Source organism: Haladaptatus sp. DYSN1 (assembly GCF_029489995.1).
In the GTDB taxonomy this organism is placed as follows: domain Archaea; phylum Halobacteriota; class Halobacteria; order Halobacteriales; family Halococcaceae; genus QDMS2.
Genome location: NZ_CP120470.1, coordinates 441,692 through 458,425, shown reverse-complemented (window position 1 = coordinate 458,425; position 16,734 = coordinate 441,692). Strand labels below are relative to the sequence as shown.

The window sequence follows — 16,734 nt, the reverse complement described above, 5'->3', positions numbered from 1 at the left end:
TCGGGTTATTGGGAGTCTGCGACGATTCCGGTCGCCCGCTCGAACACTTCGTCTGCGCGTCCGGGGTCGCGGGCCTCAGCGGTCACGCGGATGAGCGGTTGCGTGCCCGAAGCGCGAAGTAGGAACCAGGCATCGCCGAGGTCCACGCGCACGCCGTCTAAGGTCTGAACATCGTCGAACTCGTTGTGGACGCGGGCTTCGATGGCGGCCATGAGTTCGTCCTTGTTCTCGACTTCGAGGCTCGTCCGGCGAATTGGGTACGGTTCGATGTCGCCGACGCGGTCCGCGAGCGGGCGCTTGCTCGCGAGTTCCACGAGGCGAACCGCGGCGAGCGGCCCGTCCGGGCAGAGCGTCTCTTCTGGCCAAATCCACGCGCCGGACGGCTCGCCGCCGAACACCACGTCCGGTTCGGTGGCACGTTCTGCGACGTACACGTCGCCGACTTTCGTCCGGGTGAGCGACGCGCCCTGGTCTGCGAGCAGGTCCGCGACGACGAGACTCGTGTCCACTGGGGCGGCGACGCGTTCTCCCGCGCCCGCTGCGTCGAGCGAGAAGAGCGCGAGGAGGATGTCCCCGGAGATGAACTCGCCCGCTCCGGTGACCGCCATCATGCGGTCTGCGTCACCGTCGTGGGCGATACCGAGGTCGGCGTCCGACGCGCCAACGAGCTGGCAGAGCGACTCGCAGGTTTCGGCGGTCGGTTCGCTCGGGCGACCCGGGAACCGGCCGTCCGGCTGTGCGTTCAGCGTCTCGACCTCACAGCCGAGGCGGGCGAGGGCTTCTGCGGTGACGCCGCCCGCACCGTTGCCAACGTCCACGATGACCGAGAGCGGTTCGGCGAGGTCCACGGCGTCGACGAGCGTCTGGACGTGGCGCTCTGCGCCGTCGCGCTCGATGCGCGTGCCGAGGCCTTCCCAGCCGACCGGTTCGAAGTACTCCTCGCGGATGCGTTCGGTGACCGCTTCGCGCTGGGCCTCGTCGAACGCTTGGCCCGAGGGGTTCCAGAGTTTGATGCCGTTGTCGGGGGCGGGGTTGTGCGACGCCGTAATCGAAACGCCCGCCGCTGCGTCCTCTGCGGCGACGGCGCGGGCGACGGTCGGCGTGGCCGCGAGGCCGATGTCGACGACGTCCGTGCCGCTCTCGCGGAGCCCGGCGACCAGCGCATCAGTCAAAAATTCGCCACTTTCTCGGGGGTCGCGGCCGACGACGACTCGGGCTGCGTCGGCGGCGAGGGCGCGCCCGACGGCGAGTGCGAGGTCGGCGGTCACGACCTCGCCGACGGGGCCTCGAATACCACTCGTTCCAAACATGATAGTGGCGACGGAGTACGACAATAAAAAGTGCGTGGCCGGAGGGCGCGCTTTTTCACTCCCCACGTCTATGGTGCCCACATGAAAACGACCGGCGGAAGCGACGACGCAAAGCGACGCGCGGGCGAACGCGCCGCGGAAGAAGCCACAGACGGGATGGTCGTCGGCCTCGGGACGGGTTCGACCACCGCCCACGCCATCCGCGCCCTCGGGCGGGCGGTGGATTCTGGCCTCGACATTTGCGGGATTCCGACCTCGTTTCAGTCACGCCAGTTGGCCATCGAGGCGGGCATCCCACTCACCGCGCTCGACGAAGTCGAGACGGTCCACCTCGCCATCGACGGGACAGACCAGTTCGCGGGCCGTCACCTGATAAAGGGCGGCGGCGCGGCCCACACCCGCGAGAAACTCGTCGATTCGGCCGCCGAGCGATTCGTCGTCGTCGCAGACCCCTCGAAGCAGGCTGAGGTCCTCGACCACCCGGTTCCGGTGGAAGTGCTGCCGGATGCCTGGACGGTCGTCACCGAGGAGATCGCGGCGAAAGTCGGTGGGGAAGCCACCCTGCGGGAAGCCGAACGCAAAGACGGGCCGGTCGTCACGGACAACGGAAATCTCGTCCTCGACTGTGACTTTGACGAAGTTCGCGACCCCGCCATGCTCGCGCTCGACCTCGCGGCGATTCCGGGCGTCGTCGAACACGGCCTGTTCATCAACCTCGTCGATACGGTGTACGTCGGAACCGACGACGGCGTCGAAGAACACCAGTTCTGACCGGGAGCTGTCGCTCTCGGCGAGAAGTGTGAAAGAATGGTTGGTGTCCCCCCAGGGGGAGTGCTATCCTATTTAAAGGTCGCGCGGCTGAACGGTCTTTCGGTCGTTCTCTTTTGCGCGACGTGCGGCGTCTTCGAGGAGCTCGGAGACTTCCTCGTCGAGTGCGTCGTAGAAGTCGGACGCAACGTTCATGTCATCGAGTGCTTCCTTGACGGCGGCTTTGACGATCAGGTCTGCCATACGCACGTCTGTTTCCCATCACCGTTTATAAGGTTTCTCAAATAGACTCGGTGTAAGAAGGCCCCTACCCTCTACAAACCCCCGTTTCGAGTCGATAACTAGGTACGCTCGTAGTGTGAACGTGCGAATATGCGCGACATCTTAGAAGCGGTAGCGGCGGGCGACCTGAGCGTCGCGGCCGCAGAAGCGGAACTGGCCGGGTACGCAACCGACGACGTCGGGCGGTTCGACGCCGCTCGCGAGACGCGAAGCGGCGTCCCGGAAGCCGTCTACGGGACCGGTAAGACGACCGAAGAAATCTGTGGCCTGGTTGCCACGTCGCTCGAAACGACGGGCCGGGCAATCGCGACTCGCCTCTCGATGGCCGACGCGAGCGCCGTCCGAGAACGCCTTCGCCCCGAATTCGAGGGGAGTCTCTCGTTCGACGAACGCTCAGGCGTGCTTCGGGCGCACGCCCCGGAGTTCGAGCGCCGGGACCTCGACGCGACGGTGGGCATCGTCACAGCAGGCACCGCAGACGGCGGCCCGGCGGGCGAGGCGGCTGCCATCGTGAGCGAGATGGGCGCGACCGTCAAGCGAATCGACGACGTTGGCGTCGCCGGGATTCACCGGCTGTTCGACAACCTCGCGAACATGCGCGCGGTGGACGTGCTCATCGTCGCCGCGGGCCGAGAGGGGGCACTCCCCACGGTCATCGCCGGTCTCGTGGACGTGCCCGTCATCGCCCTCCCTATCGCCTCGGGATACGGTCGCGGTGGCGACGGCGAGGCCGCCCTCCTCGGGATGCTCCAGTCGTGTACCATGCTCACGACGGTGAACGTGGACGCGGGATTTGTCGCGGGCGCGCAGGCCGGACTGATAGCCCGTCGCCTCCACGCCGCGCGAAACGAATCCGCGTAGGCCTGAACGAGGCGAATATTGCACGAATATCTGAAGAATATATAACGAATCGTGCAAGAGTATATCAAGGTACGACACGAACGAGTCGTGCCGGTAGACAATTGCCGGTACGTGAGATATGCCAGAGTGCAATTACTGTGGCGCGCACGTGTCCGACCGCTTCGCGCGGGTATTCGCGGACGAGAATGGTTTGGTGAACGCATGTCCGAACTGTTCGGCGAATGCGGGAATTGCGGAGGCATCCAGGACTCGTGCGGATCGGCAACTCGCCAGATAAGGACGCGGAACTGTATCGCCAAGAAACCAACTTCGGCGCTTTTCCCTCTCTACCCCCATTCTCGGCTCCGAAATGACTACACGATAGCGCCGCGACTGTCCACGTGAATGCACTTCGTCTACATGCTGGAGTGTGGCGACGGGACGCTCTACACGGGCTACACGACCGACGTAGCGCGCCGCGTCGAAGAACACAACGCCGGAACCGGCGCGAAGTACACTCGCGGGCGAACCCCGGTCGAACTCGTCTACACCGAATCGTTCGAGACGAAGTCGGGGGCGATGAGCCGCGAGTACGAAATCAAGCAGTTTTCCAGAGCACGCAAAGAGCGACTGGTCGAGTCGGCAATTTCTGCAGGCCCGTAGCAACGACCTTTTTCACCCCCCGCAAGGAGTGTCGCACATGGACGAAATCTCGTTTGGCACCGACGGGTGGCGCGCGACGCTCGACGTGTTCACCACCCCGCGCGTGCGCATGGTCGGCCAGGCCGTCGCCTCCTATCTCGCCACGACCGACGAGCAGCGCCCGCTCGCCATCGGCTACGACGCCCGCGAGACCTCCCGCGAGTTCGCAGACGCCCTCGCTGGCGTACTCACGGCGAACGGCTTCGACGTGGTGATGCCACCCCGGGACTGCCCGACGCCGGTCGTCGCGTGGAACATCGTCGAGCGCGGCCTCGCGGGGGCGCTCATGGTCACCGCCAGCCACAACCCGCCCGAGTACAACGGCGTGAAATTCATCCCTGACGACGGCGCACCCGCGTTGCCCGACGTCACGGACGAAATCGTGAGCCACCTCGCCGAACCCGAAGGGCTGCCCGAGGCCGACCACGGCACGGTCGAGGAAGTGGACTTCGTCGGCTCCCACCGCGAGCAGGCACTCTCGCTCGTGGACGGCAACCTCTCGGGTCTGACGGTCGCCTACGACGCGATGCACGGTTCGGGACGCGGCGTCACCGACGCCCTGCTCGAAGCCGCGGGCGCGGAGGTCATCCGCCTGCGCGAGGAGCGCGACGTGACCTTCGGCGGAACCCCGCCGGAACCGAACGCGGAGAACCTGCAGGCGCTCGCAGATTACGTCGAATCCGGTGAGGCCGACCTCGGCGTGGCGAACGACGGCGACGCAGACCGCATCGGCGTGGTGACCCCAGAACGCGGCTACCTGAGCGCGAACCACTTCTTCGCCGCCATCTACGACTACCTGCTCGAATCCGACACGGGGCCGGCCGTCCGGACGGTTTCGACGACGTACCTCATCGACCGTATCGCCGAGGCGCACGGCCAAGAGGTCGTGGAGACGGCAGTCGGGTTCAAGTGGGTCGCGCAGGCGATGCAGGACCACGACGCCCTGATGGGTGGCGAGGAGTCGGGTGGGTTCTCCATCCGCGGGCACGTCCCCGAGAAAGACGGCGTCCTGATGGCCCTGCTCGCGGCGGTTGCCGAATCCGAAAAATCCCTCGACCAGCGCGTTACGGACCTGCTCGCAGAACACGGCGAGATTCACCAGAGCAAGAGTAGTCTGGATTGCCCCGATTCGGAGAAAGCGCGGGTCATCGCGGCACTCGACGGCGACCTGCCCGAGACGGTGGCCGGCGTGAGCGTGAAGAACGTGAACGCCACGGACGGCTTCAAAATCGTCCTCGAAGACGGGTCGTGGCTGCTCGTCCGGCCGTCTGGAACCGAACCGAAACTGCGGGTGTACGCCGAAGCAGGCAGTACCGAGCGCGTGGGCGAACTGCTGGACGCGGGCCGCGAACTGGTCGAACCGCTCGTCTGAACGCGGCAGCTTTTTGTTGGCTGTTTGTCCAGAATTAGCTAATGGACGCTGCATTACGACGCTATCTGAACGCGATTCTCATTCTGCTCAGTCTGCTGGTGGGGCTTCTGGCAACCGAGTTCGTCATCTCTATGGGCGGCGTGAGCGCATCGATGCTGGCCCTCCCCCTCGTGTTCACGCTGGTGGTGGGTGCAGGCGCGTGGGTGGTCGCGAAACCGGCCGCCTACTAGTCGTCGGCAAATCTACTGCTCGTTCTCGCGCTCGACTTGCTCGCGGTTTATCGGCGGCGTTTGCCACTCAGCCGCTCCGTCGGCTGTGCCAACTTTGACGAGTCCCCAAAAAAACGCCGCCCAGATGGTCAACAACACGAGGGCGAGCAAAATCGTCATCGCCAATTGCAGTTCAGACGGAATCGCCATACCCACGTTTCGAAAAGTTAGGTAATCAACGTTTTCGACACCCGGAGCGAGGCAATTCGCGAGTGCCTCGCAACCGCTCGTCGTCGAATTCCTCGATTTCAAACCTCAGTTTCTCGTAGAAGGGGCGGTTTTTCTCGTCGAATTCGGCCGTCAGTCGCGAAACGTCCTCGCCAGCGGCGTCCACCAGTTTCCGGCCGATTCCCTGCCCGCGTCGAGCGCGACGGACGGCCACGGCGTCGATGTGCTGGCCAGTGCGGACGAGCGCGCCGAGAATGCGCCCCTCCGATTCTGCCACGAGTGCCTCGCGGGTGTCACATTTCTCGCGAATCGCGGCGGCGTCCGCTTCGAGCATCGCACCGTCTAAAATGGTCATCACCGTCGGGAGGTCGGCGTCGGTGGCGGGGCGGACGCGCATTAGCCGCCTTTGATGAGTCGGAGAATTTTCACGTGCGCTGCTTCCACCGGTTGGTCCTCGGGGACGAGCGCCCCGTCTACGAGGACGGAGACTTCGTGGACGTTCAGGTCCACCGCCTCCACGAGGTCGGCGTAGGTGCCGCCTTCGAGTTCCACCTCGTGGGTGTCCTCACCGACGACTTCGACCGTGACGCGCATGTCACAGGGGTAGCGACGGTGCGCCCTAAACGTGTCGCGTCAGGTCGGCGGAACCCAGGTGTCGCCCGTCTCGTCTGCCTCGCCTTCGACGAGCGGTTCTGGCGGGCTCGCCTCGCCGCGGTAGGTGCGGTAGGCCGTGAGTGCGAGCGCACCAAGCCCGAGGATGAGCACGAGGAACTCGATGAGGCCGCCGACGAACGGCAGGCGGGTTGCGAGTTCGACGACCAGCAGGCCGAGGAACAGCGCGACGAAGCGGTTCGAGTAACCCGCGTAATCGAGCAGGAACGACCCGATAGCGTAGCGCCCGTAGATGGTCCCCACCCACACGACCAGCGCGAACAGGAAGATGCCGGCAATGGACAGCGGGATGCCGACGATGGTTATGAGCAACACCAACAGCAGGATTGGCACGCCGATGAGTGTGAGCAGACCCACGCCGCCTGACCTGAGTGGTGCAGTCGTCGCGGCCGCGGAGACGCGCCCCGAGAACGCCGGGAAGGCGAGCAGGAGAATCGCACCGAGGACGAAACTCACGAGGAAGCCGTAGACGGCGAAGATACCCGGCAGGACGCCGAAGCCGGGAACGTCGGTGCCGCCGTCGCCGAGTTGCAGGTTCGGGTTCTGGGTCACGGTACCCGCGACCACCGCGCCGTCCGCGACGTCGAGTTCGCCGTCGTATTCGAGGTTGCCGCCGACCTGGGCCGTCTCGCCGAGCGCGATAGAGCCGCTGTCGATGCGGGCGTCGCCGGTCACCTGCCCGTTGACGACGGTCGAACCGCTGCCGGATTCGAACGTGCCGAGGACGGCGGTCGGGCCGACCACGACGCTGCCACCGAACGCCCCGGTGGTTCCGGTGACCTCGCCGTTGATGACGCTACTCCCGGTGAACAGCGAGAGGTCGCCGTTGATTTGGCCGTTCACGACCGCGTTTCCGCCGAAGACGTTCACGTTCCCGTTGACCGTGCCGTCGATGACGACGTTCCCGGCGTACACCTCCAGGTCCTCGTTGATGACCTCCCCTTCGGCGATTCGGACATCGCCGCCAGTTCGCGTGTCAGCCGCCACGACCCCGGGGATGGCCCCGAAAACGACGATGGCGACGAGCAATGCTGCGAGGATACGTCTGTGGATAATTCCCCGTCCCCTCATAGTGCTAGACGTACGTCCTGGACGGGCTTAAGTCGGTATTGCGCGAAATTGACCACACTGTGAGCAGAGCGAGAGTCTCGGAGCGTTTACAAACCGATAGCCCCTCACTTCGGCCATGAGCGAGGCGGATGCCAATTCGCGGGCCGGACGCGAGGAGATCTGGATCGAAAAGTATCGCCCACAGCGACTGGACGAGGTCGTGGGTCACGAGAACATCGTGGGCCGCCTCAAAAGCTACGTCGCCAAAAACGACCTGCCACACCTCCTGTTCTCGGGACCAGCAGGCGTCGGCAAGACCACCTCGGCGGTGGCCATCGCCCGGGAACTCTACGGCGACGACTGGCGAGAGAACTTCCTCGAACTGAACGCCTCAGACGAGCGCGGTATCGACGTGGTGCGCGACCGCATCAAGAACTTCGCGCGGGCGAGTTTCGGCGGCTACGACTACCGCATCATCTTCTTAGACGAGGCCGACTCGCTGACCTCAGACGCCCAGTCCGCGCTGCGCCGGACGATGGAGCAGTTCTCGAACAACACCCGCTTCATCCTCTCGTGTAACTACTCCTCGCGCATCATCGACCCCATCCAGTCGCGGTGTGCGGTGTTCCGCTTCGCCCCCCTCGACGACGCGGCGGTCGCAGACCAGATTCGCCGTATCGCAGAAAACGAGGGCATTCCCGTCACCGACGAGGGGATAGAGGCACTCGTCTACGCCGCAGACGGCGACATGCGAAAGGCCATCAACGCGCTCCAGGCCGCCGCCGTCATGGGCGAGGAAGTGAACGAAGAGGCCGTCTTCACCATCACCTCGACAGCCCGCCCGGAGGAAATCAAGGAGATGGTGACGAAGGCGCTCGACGGCGATTTCACCGCCGCGCGCTCGACGCTCGACGAGTTGCTCACGGAGAAGGGCCTCGCCGGCGGCGACATTATCAACCAACTCCACCGCTCGGTGTGGGAGTTCGGACTTTCGGACAAGGAAGCCGTGCGCGTCATGGACCGCATCGGCGAAGCGGACTACCGGATTACCGCCGGCGCGAACGAGCGCGTCCAGTTAGAGGCGCTGCTCGCCTCCCTCGCACTGCCCGACTAGTTGAGCCGCCAGATGTGGTAGTTGAGCACGGCGGCGAACGTCACCCAGGCCAGATACGGCACGAGCAACAGCGCCGCGCGCCGGTCCACCCGGTCGAACAGCGCGATGGTGGCGACGATGGCCACCCAGAGGGCGATGATGACGACGAGGCCGAGCTGTGGCGATTCGAGGCCGAAGAAGGCCGCAGACCAGCCGACGTTGAGCGCGAACTGGAGGGCGAACGCCGAGAGGGCGACTCGGACGGCCGTCTGGTCGAATCCGCGCCGCCAGACGAGCCACGCGGCGGCCCCCATCAGGGCGAACAGCGTGGTCCAGACGGGGCCGAACACCCAGTTCGGCGGGTTGAACGCGGGTTTCGCGAGGGTGGTGTACCACGTGTTGATTTGCGGGCCGGTGAATACCGTCCCGAGCGCGCCGACGAGTTCCGAGAGGAGAATCGCCGCCGCGAGCGTGGCGATTGGCCGGCGGTCGGGGAGCGAGGAGCGGGCGAGGTCGGTTGCCATAGGATACTGTACGCACTCGTTGGTAGTGAAAATGAAGGGTGGCGTGCGAGGGGGGAGTCGCACGCCGCAGAAAACGGGTGAGGGGGGGATAACCCGCTGACACGGTTGCCACCCTGGAGGGGTGGAGGGAACTCCCGCGGCGACCAACACGGCACAAATGAGGCATAACGGTGGACGGCTGCGGGTAACTCCCGGTTATACGGTAACCATTAGTTACGTAAATACCCGAGGTAAGTAAAAGGTAAGCTGGTTACCCACGGGTAACTGTGGTTGTGCCGTCTGAAGCACGCTGCGGGCCGATTTATCCGATAGCGAGCGTGTATGCGGAACTGTTTTACGCGCACACAGGCCAATTGGGGACACGAATGAGCGACCTCGAAGCGGAGTATCGTCTCGAGTATTTCGAGACGGAAGACTTCCACCGACTGGAGTGCTCTGAGTGCGGGGCGCACTTCTGGACGCGAGACGGGACTCGCGAGACCTGTGGTGAGCCGCCGTGTGCGGAGTACAGCTTTATCGACAATCCGGGATTCGACGCAGAATACACGCTCGAAGAGATGCGTGAGGCGTTCCTCTCTTTCTTCGAGGAAAACGACCACACGCGCATCGACCCCTACCCCGTGGCCGCGAACCGCTGGCGCGACGACGTGCTATTGACGCAGGCGTCCATCTACGACTTCCAGCCACTCGTGACGAGCGGACAGGCACCACCGCCGGCGAACCCGCTCACGATTAGTCAGCCGTGCATCCGAATGCAGGACATCGACAACGTGGGCAAGACCGGCCGCCACACGATGGCCTTCGAGATGATGGCCCACCACGCCTTCAACGCCAAGGAGGAGGTCGGCGACAAGTACGCCTACGAGGGCGAAGTCTACTGGAAATCCGAGACCGTTGAATACTGTGATGCGTTCTTCGAGTCGATGGGCGTCGACCCCGTCGAAGTGACCTACATCGAGGACCCATGGGTCGGTGGCGGCAACGCAGGCCCCGCCTTCGAAGTCATCTTCATGGGCGTCGAACTCGCGACGCTCGTCTTCATGTCCTTAGAGCAGGACCCAGAGGGCGACTACGAGATGAAAGACGGTAACCGGTACTCCGAGATGGACACCTACATCGTGGACACCGGTTACGGCTTGGAGCGCTGGACGTGGGTCAGTCAGGGCACGCCGACGGTGTACGAAGCCGTCTACCCCGACATGATTGCCTTCCTCAAAGAGAACGCAAACATCGAACTCACCGAGGAGGAAGAGGACATCGTCCACCGGGCGGCGAAGCTCGCTGGCCACATGGATATCGACGAGGCGGAGGACATGGAGTCCGCCCGCGACAACATCGCAGAGCACATCGGCGTCTCCACGACGGAACTGACGGACCTGATGGAGCCACTGGAGGACATCTACGCCATCGCAGACCACTGCCGGACGCTCGCGTACATGCTCGGCGACGGCATCGTGCCGTCTAACGTCTCGACTGGCTACCTCACGCGCATGGTGCTTCGGCGCACCAAACGCCTCGTGGACAACGTCGGCATCGACGCCCCACTCGACGAACTCGTGGACATGCAGGCAGAGCGCCTCGGCTACGACAACCGCGACACCATCCGCGACATCGTACGGACGGAAGTCGAGAAGTACCGCGAGACGCTCGACCGCGGTGGTCGCCGCGTCCGCCAGCTCGCAGAGGACTACGCAGCGAGCGGCGAGTCGATTCCGACCCGCGAACTCATCGAGCTGTACGACTCTCACGGCATTCAACCAGACATGGTCGAGGAAATCGCCCTCGAAGTCGGCGCGGACGTGCAGGTTCCCGACGACTTCTACAGCCTCGTCGCGTCCCGCCACGGCGGCGAGCAGGCCTTCGAGGACGAAGAACAAGTGAAAACGTCTGCGGACGACCGCATCGCGGAACTCCCGAAGACCGACCGCCTGTACTACGAAGACCAGGAGCGCACCGAGTTCGAAGCCGTCGTCATCGACGTGTTCGAGCGCGAGGAGGGCTACGACGTCGTGCTCGACCAGACGATGTTCTACCCCGAAGGCGGCGGTCAACCGGCCGACCGCGGGTCGCTCTCGACCGACGACGTGAGCGTCGAAGTCACCGACGTCCAAATCGTCGACGGCGTCATCCTCCACCGCACCGACGACGACCCCGGCAAGGGCGAGTTCGTCCGCGGGCAGGTCGACACGACGCGCCGTCGCCGGCTGATGCGCCACCACACCGCGACACACGTCGTGATTCACGCCGCCCGGAGAGTGCTCGGCGACCACATCCGGCAGGCGGGTGCCCAGAAGGGACTCGCCTCCTCGCGCATCGACGTCACCCACTACAACCGCATCACCCGCGAGCAGGTGAAGGAGATAGAGCGCCTCGCCAACGAAATCGTGATGAACAACACGCCGGTCAAACAGGAGTGGCCGGACCGCCACGAGGCGGAGAGTCGCCACGGCTTCGACCTCTATCAGGGCGGCATCCCGCCGGGCGAGAACATCCGCCTCATCTACGTCGCAGACGACGTGCAGGCCTGCGGTGGCACGCACGTCTCGCGAACCGGTGACATCGGCGCAATCAAGATTCTCACCACCGAGCGAGTCCAGGACGGCGTCGAACGCCTCGTCTTCGCGGCCGGTGACGCCGCCATTGAGGCCACCCAGGAGAACGAGGATTCGCTGTACGCGGCCGCGGACATCCTCGACGTGAGTCCAGAAGAGGTTCCGACGACCGCAGAACGCTTCTTCGAGGAGTGGAAGGCCCGTGGCAAGCAGATAGAGGACTTAAAAGAACAACTCGCCGAAATTCGCGCGAGCGGTGGCGCGGGCGGCGAAGAAGTCGAACTCGAAAATGGTGCAATTGCGGTCGTCCAGCGCATCGACGCGGACATGGACGAACTTCGGGCGACCGCCAACGCGCTCGCCGAAGACGGGAAAATCGCCGTGCTCGGCAGTGGCGCGTCGGGTGCGCAGTTCGTCGTCGCCGTCCCCGACGACGTGGACGTGAACGCCGGCGAAGTCGTGGGCGAACTCGCCCGCCGCGTCGGCGGTGGCGGTGGCGGCCCGGCTGACTTCGCACAGGGCGGCGGCCCGGATGCGGAGAAACTGGACGACGCGCTCGAGGCGGCCCCCGAAGTCCTGAAGAAGGTCCTGAACGCCTGAATCGGGCCGGCCGCGGTCGTTATTCTCTTTTGAGTCGCCCACCGAGTGACGACCATGGACGTCACTACGACAGACGGAACGACGCTGTTCGCGCAGGCGGCGGGCGACGGCGAGACGGTCACGTTCGTCGGCGACGCCGGCTACGGCGCGTGGCAGTGGGGCTGGCAACACGCCGCGCTCACCGGCCCGTTCGAGACGCTCGTCTACGACCACCGGGGCGTCGGGCGCTCCGAGAAGCCACCTGGCCCGTACTCAGTCGAACAGCTGGCCGACGACCTCGAAGCCGTCCTGTCGGCCCACGGGGCGCGAAAGACACACCTCGTCGGCGCGGGCCTCGGTGGAATGGTCGCACTCGACTATGCTCGGCGCTACGCACGGGCGCGAACCCTGACGCTGCTCGGAACCGCCGCACGGGGGGCGGGCATCGACACGTCGCCGCTCGCGGCAGACCCGACAGACGAGGCGGCGATTCGCGCCTCGCTCGACCACGCGCTGTCCGCCGACTTCGTCGGAGCGTACGATGAAGTGGTAGACCAAATCGTCCAGTGGCGAGCGAGCGACGACGCGTCACTCGCTGGCTGGGCAGCCCATCAGGCCGCAGTCGAGGGGTTCGACGCTGACCCACTGTACGAGATTTCGCTGCCGACGCTCGTGGCCCACGGGACGGCCGACGAGGTGTGGCCGGCGGCGGGGGGTGAACACCTCGCCGACGGACTGCCGAACGCGACCCACTGCAACCTCGATGGGGCCGGACACCTCTGTCACGTTGAACAATCACGTATCCTGAACGACGAACTGATTGGTTTCCTCGAAGTCGCCTGAAGGAGCATTATTTCACTGAAAGACTGACACAAATATTTATTGGTTACTTCTGTGTTCAGTACTGTAGAGTGAAATGTTACGACGGGAGCTTTTGGGCGCGATGGGGGTGGTTGGGCTTGCCGGCTGTCTGTCGTCGCTGCGGTCGTCGAAGGGAGAATTGGCGGGCATCGAGGTGGTGAATCACGACGACGTCAGGCACACGGTTCACCTGCTCGTGAAACTGGGCGGCAAACTCGTCCACTGGTCCTCCCACGAGGTGGGCGGGAACGACGGGACGGCAGCCGAGGCGAACTCGACGCAACTCGACCGGGAGTGGCCGGAGAGTTCGGGGCTGTTCACCATCTACACCCGGGTGGACGACGCCGTCGAGTGGGAGAAACTCACCCTCGACACCACACGGGTGGGGTGTCACGCCGTCAAAATTCTGGTGGACGCGACGGAAGTCAAACTCTGGCGAACCGGCTGCACTGACTATCCGACAGCACAACCCACATCACCCTGAGCCGACTCAGAGAGCGGCAGAACTATCAGGAGAGCGTAACGCACTAAACGTTCGCTGTCGTCCTAGACAGCAATGACACGGCTCCGACTCGCGCTCTTGAACGCTTCACACGACGCAACCGATACGAAGCGGAACTTTCGTCGCGAAGTGGACGCGGACCTCGTCGAGTTCCACGCCACCGAGGGCCGGCTTCCGGGAACGTTCGACTTCGACGGCTTTCTCGTAACCGGGTCACGGTCGTCCGTGTACTGGGACGAGAAGTGGATTCAACCGCTCAAAGACTGGGCGAAGGAAGCGATCGACGAAGGCCTACCAGCCCTCGGCGTCTGTTACGGCCACCAGCTGCTGGCGGATGTCCTCGGCGGCACCGTCGAGGGGATGGGCGAGTACGAAATCGGCTACCGCGAAATCACCCACCACGACAACACGCCCCTGTTCTCCGGCGTCAACGAGCGATTCCTCGCGTTCACGACCCACCAAGACGCCGTCACGGAACTCCCGCCGGGCGCGACGCTCACCGCCGAGAACGACTACGGCGTCCACGGCTTCCAGAAAGACGACGTGTTCGGCGTCCAGTTCCACCCCGAATACGACATGCAGACCGCCCGCGAACTGACGATGGGCAAGGACCTGACCGACGAACACCGGCAGCAGGTGTTAGACGGCATCACCCCCGAGAACTACGCCCGCGCCCAGCAGGCGAAACTCGTCTTCGAGAACTTCTGTGACTACGTCCGCGAAGTGAAGGACATTCCGCGCGCCCCGGCCCGACAGTAATTCCGTCACCGGTCCGGATTTTCGAGCGACTAACTATAGCCGGCTCCTGCTTCTCTCCCTGTATGGCAGTCCGCTCGTTCAGCCGCCTCAGACACCTCGTCGGTGCGGTGGTCATCACCGTCGGTGCGTTCGTCCTGAGCGCGCTCCTCTCGCTTCCCGCCATCGGGATTCCCTTCGACACGCTGGTGGGCTTTACCGTCATCGTCGTCCTCTCTGAACTCGGGTTCGCGCTCGCCGCGGGCATCTTTCTGTGGCTCGCCCACCACCGCATCGACTACTTCAACATCCGCTGGCCGACCCGAATGGGGTATATCGCCATCGTGGCCGGAACCGTCGGCCTGCCCGTCTTCCGGTTCGTCTCGCTGTTCGCCGTCACCGAACTCGGCCTGCCGGTCGCCGGAAATTCCATCCTCGACCCGGCACTGGCGGGGTTCACCGAGATTCTGCTCGTGTTGATTCCCATCTCGATTCTGGTCATCGGCCCCACAGAGGAACTGCTGTTTCGCGGCGTCCTCCAGCGCTACCTCGGGGAATCCTTCCGAACGGGCACCGCCATCGCGATTTCGAGTTTCTTGTTCGCCCTCGCCCACGTCCCCACGTCGTTCGTCGCCACGCCGGACCTCGGGGCAGTCGCCGTGACGGGCGTCATCCTCTTTGGCATCTCCGTCATCCTCGGGGTCATCTACGACCGGACGCAGAACCTGGTCGTCCCGATGCTGGTCCACGGTCTCTACGACGCGGTGCTGTTCGGCGCGGCGTACGTGGTGTTGACGGGATAAGAAGACCGGAGATTAGGTGTAGCGACCGGTCTGGTCGCCACACTCCTGGCAGACCGTGACCAGTGCGTCTCTCGACTCGACCATCTCGATTTTCTGCGGGGTACGTCCGTCGCAGGACTCACAGTCTCCGTAGAGGTCGATTTCGTTCGACTCTTTGGGCGACCCGATGGCGAGGGCGACGACGCGGTCGTCGGTGTAGTTGAACCCCTGCTGGTGGTCGCCAGGGGCAAAGCGGATGGCCTCACCTTCCTCGACGACGATTTCGCCGTCCTCAGTGTCGAAGGTGGCGGCCCCCTCCTGGATGTAGAACACTTCTTCCTGGTCGTGGTGGCAGTGGTAGCCGAAGGCGAAACTCTCGCCGGGGGCGAGTTCGAAGTAGTTGAGCGCGAGACCCTCGGTTTCGAGCGCCTTCGCCACGGGGATGCGGCGGCTTGCGGGACTCATCCGTCGGTCGAGTTCGTCGATGCGAACCTTCTGCATGGTGCAAACGCGGGAGTGGAGTCACAAAAGTCCTCCCCGACGTGTCTTTTGCTTGTCCAGTCGGTGGTGGGTTTCGGTGTCTGGTCACGCGAGCACGCCATCGATTCTCGTCGGAATCGCACGGCCAGCTGAAAACTCTCGACCCTCGTACGGTCGCGTCCCGTGACCGGATTTTCGTCGGAAACCGACAGACTGCGACCGTTTCGTCCTCGAAACGACACGAAAAGTGGCACCCGCCAGTCCAATTGGCGGCCCGACATAATAATAAACCATGAGGTAGGAGTAACATGCGACCAAGAGTCACGAGGTTCGATACCAATGCACTCAATTGTTCTTACGAAAGGCGTCCCCGACTTCCGCGAGGGTCAGGTGTCCTTCAACGAGGAAGGACACCTGGAGCGGGGGAAAACGCCGACGGTGATGAATCCGAACGACAAGTTCGCCCTGGAGGCCGCGTTACAGACGAAAGTCCGACACGGCGGCCGAGTCAGCCTGATGAGCATGGGGCCGCCAGGCTACCAGAGCATTCTCGTAGAGGGGATGCGCGACGTGTACGCAGACGACCTCTACTTGCTCTCTGACCGCGAGATGGCCGCCTCAGACACCTGGGCGACGGCCATCACCCTCAGCGCCGGCATCGAAAAACTCGGCGAACCGGACCTCATCTTCGCCGGGTTCAAAACCGCAGACGGGGAGACGGGCCACACCGGCCCCCAGACGGCGTGGTGTCTCGACTGGCCGATGATTACCCACGTCATCGCCCTCGACGTAGACGAGGAAGAACGCACGGTTCGCGCAAAGCGCCTCGTCGAAGGCGACATCAAGGAGATCGAGACGGTGGAGGTGGACATGCCCGCGTTCATCGTGATGGACCCCGAGTTCGAAGCGAGTTACCGGAAGGCCGACCACCGCCTCGTGTTCAAGGACCTGCGCGCGGAGACCCAGGAGCGCGCCGAGGACGCAGAGGACCACATCACGGTGTGGGACCACGTCGCGCTCAACCTCGACCCGAACTTCATCGGCCTCGACGGGTCGCCGACCATCGTGTCCTCGGTGGACCCGATTCCGAAAGCGCCCGCAGAGCGCGAGGCCACCATGGTCGACGCGGCCGACGCGGAGGGAATGCGAGAAGTACTGGACGTGATGGACGCGTTCGCAGCGGGGGACTAACT

Annotated in this window: 20 protein-coding genes; 12 read left to right on the top strand and 8 right to left on the bottom strand. The window is 64.3% G+C overall.

Going from position 1 to position 16,734, the window contains the following annotated elements:
* Positions 1–5 precede the first annotated feature (5 nt).
* On the bottom strand, positions 6–1,310 hold the full coding sequence (gene glmM, locus P0648_RS02390) for a phosphoglucosamine mutase (RefSeq protein ID WP_276274638.1): 1,305 nt from the start codon (positions 1,308–1,310) through the stop codon (positions 6–8).
* 81 nt (positions 1,311–1,391) lie between these two features.
* On the opposite strand from glmM, the gene rpiA reads away from it, so the two are divergent.
* Complete coding sequence (gene rpiA, locus P0648_RS02385; RefSeq protein ID WP_276274639.1) at positions 1,392–2,081, top strand: ribose-5-phosphate isomerase RpiA; 690 nt, start codon at positions 1,392–1,394, stop codon at positions 2,079–2,081.
* Positions 2,082–2,153: 72 nt separating this feature from the next.
* Here rpiA and P0648_RS02380 read toward each other — a convergent pair whose 3' ends face one another.
* Positions 2,154–2,321, bottom strand: coding sequence for a DUF1931 family protein (locus P0648_RS02380; RefSeq protein ID WP_276245843.1), 168 nt, complete (start codon positions 2,319–2,321; stop codon positions 2,154–2,156).
* Positions 2,322–2,450: 129 nt separating this feature from the next.
* On the opposite strand from P0648_RS02380, the gene larB reads away from it, so the two are divergent.
* The 4 genes from larB (at position 2,451) to P0648_RS02360 (ending at position 5,504) form a co-directional block, all read left to right on the top strand.
* On the top strand, positions 2,451–3,221 hold the full coding sequence (gene larB / locus P0648_RS02375) for a nickel pincer cofactor biosynthesis protein LarB (protein ID WP_276274640.1): 771 nt from the start codon (positions 2,451–2,453) through the stop codon (positions 3,219–3,221).
* 384 nt (positions 3,222–3,605) lie between these two features.
* A complete protein-coding gene (locus tag P0648_RS02370; RefSeq protein WP_276274641.1) occupies positions 3,606–3,863 on the top strand; it encodes a GIY-YIG nuclease family protein in 258 nt (85 codons plus the stop codon).
* A gap of 37 nt (positions 3,864–3,900) precedes the next feature.
* Positions 3,901–5,274, top strand: coding sequence for a phosphoglucomutase/phosphomannomutase family protein (locus tag P0648_RS02365; RefSeq protein WP_276274642.1), 1,374 nt, complete (start codon positions 3,901–3,903; stop codon positions 5,272–5,274).
* A 41-nt stretch (positions 5,275–5,315) separates the two neighbouring features.
* Positions 5,316–5,504, top strand: coding sequence for a hypothetical protein (locus P0648_RS02360; protein ID WP_276274643.1), 189 nt, complete (start codon positions 5,316–5,318; stop codon positions 5,502–5,504).
* A gap of 12 nt (positions 5,505–5,516) precedes the next feature.
* Here P0648_RS02360 and P0648_RS02355 read toward each other — a convergent pair whose 3' ends face one another.
* The 4 genes from P0648_RS02355 to P0648_RS02340 are packed head-to-tail and all read right to left on the bottom strand — an operon-like array spanning position 5,517 to position 7,454.
* Positions 5,517–5,693, bottom strand: a complete 177-nt coding sequence (locus tag P0648_RS02355) for a hypothetical protein (protein WP_276274644.1) — start codon at positions 5,691–5,693, stop codon at positions 5,517–5,519.
* Between the two features lie 25 nt (positions 5,694–5,718).
* Positions 5,719–6,108, bottom strand: coding sequence for a GNAT family N-acetyltransferase (locus P0648_RS02350; protein WP_276274645.1), 390 nt, complete (start codon positions 6,106–6,108; stop codon positions 5,719–5,721).
* Positions 6,108–6,305 (bottom strand): ubiquitin-like small modifier protein 2, encoded by a 198-nt coding sequence (locus P0648_RS02345; RefSeq protein ID WP_276245850.1) that lies wholly within the window; start codon positions 6,303–6,305, stop codon positions 6,108–6,110. Before P0648_RS02345 ends, P0648_RS02350 begins: the two co-directional genes overlap by 1 nt.
* 39 nt (positions 6,306–6,344) lie before the next feature.
* Positions 6,345–7,454: a polymer-forming cytoskeletal protein gene (locus P0648_RS02340; protein WP_276274646.1), complete on the bottom strand. Its 1,110-nt coding sequence runs from the start codon at positions 7,452–7,454 to the stop codon at positions 6,345–6,347.
* A 115-nt stretch (positions 7,455–7,569) separates the two neighbouring features.
* On the opposite strand from P0648_RS02340, the gene P0648_RS02335 reads away from it, so the two are divergent.
* Complete coding sequence (locus P0648_RS02335; RefSeq protein ID WP_276274647.1) at positions 7,570–8,547, top strand: replication factor C small subunit; 978 nt, start codon at positions 7,570–7,572, stop codon at positions 8,545–8,547.
* On the opposite strand, the gene P0648_RS02330 is transcribed toward P0648_RS02335, so the two are convergent.
* On the bottom strand, positions 8,544–9,050 hold the full coding sequence (locus tag P0648_RS02330; protein WP_277505074.1) for a TspO/MBR family protein: 507 nt from the start codon (positions 9,048–9,050) through the stop codon (positions 8,544–8,546). The genes P0648_RS02335 and P0648_RS02330 overlap by 4 nt on opposite strands.
* Positions 9,051–9,415: 365 nt before the next feature.
* Here P0648_RS02330 and alaS point away from each other — a divergent pair, with 365 nt between their 5' ends.
* The 5 genes from alaS to P0648_RS02305 all read left to right on the top strand — a co-directional run bounded on the left by alaS (position 9,416) and on the right by P0648_RS02305 (position 15,082).
* Positions 9,416–12,202 (top strand): alanine--tRNA ligase, encoded by a 2,787-nt coding sequence (alaS, locus tag P0648_RS02325; RefSeq protein WP_276274649.1) that lies wholly within the window; start codon positions 9,416–9,418, stop codon positions 12,200–12,202.
* A gap of 54 nt (positions 12,203–12,256) precedes the next feature.
* A complete protein-coding gene (locus tag P0648_RS02320) occupies positions 12,257–13,024 on the top strand; it encodes an alpha/beta fold hydrolase (protein WP_276274650.1) in 768 nt (255 codons plus the stop codon).
* Between the two features lie 73 nt (positions 13,025–13,097).
* The gene (locus P0648_RS02315; protein WP_276274651.1) at positions 13,098–13,526 is read left to right on the top strand and encodes a hypothetical protein; all 429 of its coding nucleotides are present in this window, start codon (positions 13,098–13,100) and stop codon (positions 13,524–13,526) included.
* Between the two features lie 72 nt (positions 13,527–13,598).
* Positions 13,599–14,303, top strand: coding sequence for a type 1 glutamine amidotransferase (locus tag P0648_RS02310; protein ID WP_276274652.1), 705 nt, complete (start codon positions 13,599–13,601; stop codon positions 14,301–14,303).
* Between the two features lie 62 nt (positions 14,304–14,365).
* Positions 14,366–15,082 carry a CPBP family intramembrane glutamic endopeptidase gene (locus tag P0648_RS02305; protein WP_277505069.1) on the top strand — a complete coding sequence of 239 codons (717 nt, stop codon included), beginning with the start codon at positions 14,366–14,368 and terminating at the stop codon, positions 15,080–15,082.
* A gap of 12 nt (positions 15,083–15,094) precedes the next feature.
* On the opposite strand, the gene P0648_RS02300 is transcribed toward P0648_RS02305, so the two are convergent.
* Positions 15,095–15,562 (bottom strand): cupin domain-containing protein, encoded by a 468-nt coding sequence (locus P0648_RS02300; protein ID WP_276274654.1) that lies wholly within the window; start codon positions 15,560–15,562, stop codon positions 15,095–15,097.
* A gap of 318 nt (positions 15,563–15,880) precedes the next feature.
* On the opposite strand from P0648_RS02300, the gene P0648_RS02295 reads away from it, so the two are divergent.
* Positions 15,881–16,732 carry an electron transfer flavoprotein subunit beta/FixA family protein gene (locus tag P0648_RS02295; protein WP_276274655.1) on the top strand — a complete coding sequence of 284 codons (852 nt, stop codon included), beginning with the start codon at positions 15,881–15,883 and terminating at the stop codon, positions 16,730–16,732.
* The last annotated feature ends 2 nt before the right edge of the window (positions 16,733–16,734 follow it).

Coding starts and splice junctions, on each gene's coding strand:
- P0648_RS02310 (WP_276274652.1), top strand. CDS start 13,599: ATGACACGGCTCCGACTCGCGCTCTTGAACGCTTCACACGACGCAACC.
- P0648_RS02335 (WP_276274647.1), top strand. CDS start 7,570: ATGAGCGAGGCGGATGCCAATTCGCGGGCCGGACGCGAGGAGATCTGG.
- P0648_RS02355 (WP_276274644.1), bottom strand. CDS start 5,693: ATGGCGATTCCGTCTGAACTGCAATTGGCGATGACGATTTTGCTCGCC.
- P0648_RS02370 (WP_276274641.1), top strand. CDS start 3,606: ATGCACTTCGTCTACATGCTGGAGTGTGGCGACGGGACGCTCTACACG.
- P0648_RS02330 (WP_277505074.1), bottom strand. CDS start 9,050: ATGGCAACCGACCTCGCCCGCTCCTCGCTCCCCGACCGCCGGCCAATC.
- P0648_RS02295 (WP_276274655.1), top strand. CDS start 15,881: ATGCACTCAATTGTTCTTACGAAAGGCGTCCCCGACTTCCGCGAGGGT.
- P0648_RS02365 (WP_276274642.1), top strand. CDS start 3,901: ATGGACGAAATCTCGTTTGGCACCGACGGGTGGCGCGCGACGCTCGAC.
- P0648_RS02360 (WP_276274643.1), top strand. CDS start 5,316: ATGGACGCTGCATTACGACGCTATCTGAACGCGATTCTCATTCTGCTC.
- rpiA (WP_276274639.1), top strand. CDS start 1,392: ATGAAAACGACCGGCGGAAGCGACGACGCAAAGCGACGCGCGGGCGAA.
- P0648_RS02315 (WP_276274651.1), top strand. CDS start 13,098: ATGTTACGACGGGAGCTTTTGGGCGCGATGGGGGTGGTTGGGCTTGCC.
- P0648_RS02380 (WP_276245843.1), bottom strand. CDS start 2,321: ATGGCAGACCTGATCGTCAAAGCCGCCGTCAAGGAAGCACTCGATGAC.
- P0648_RS02300 (WP_276274654.1), bottom strand. CDS start 15,562: ATGCAGAAGGTTCGCATCGACGAACTCGACCGACGGATGAGTCCCGCA.
- P0648_RS02340 (WP_276274646.1), bottom strand. CDS start 7,454: ATGAGGGGACGGGGAATTATCCACAGACGTATCCTCGCAGCATTGCTC.
- P0648_RS02350 (WP_276274645.1), bottom strand. CDS start 6,108: ATGCGCGTCCGCCCCGCCACCGACGCCGACCTCCCGACGGTGATGACC.
- larB (WP_276274640.1), top strand. CDS start 2,451: ATGCGCGACATCTTAGAAGCGGTAGCGGCGGGCGACCTGAGCGTCGCG.
- P0648_RS02305 (WP_277505069.1), top strand. CDS start 14,366: ATGGCAGTCCGCTCGTTCAGCCGCCTCAGACACCTCGTCGGTGCGGTG.
- P0648_RS02345 (WP_276245850.1), bottom strand. CDS start 6,305: ATGCGCGTCACGGTCGAAGTCGTCGGTGAGGACACCCACGAGGTGGAA.
- glmM (WP_276274638.1), bottom strand. CDS start 1,310: ATGTTTGGAACGAGTGGTATTCGAGGCCCCGTCGGCGAGGTCGTGACC.
- alaS (WP_276274649.1), top strand. CDS start 9,416: ATGAGCGACCTCGAAGCGGAGTATCGTCTCGAGTATTTCGAGACGGAA.
- P0648_RS02320 (WP_276274650.1), top strand. CDS start 12,257: ATGGACGTCACTACGACAGACGGAACGACGCTGTTCGCGCAGGCGGCG.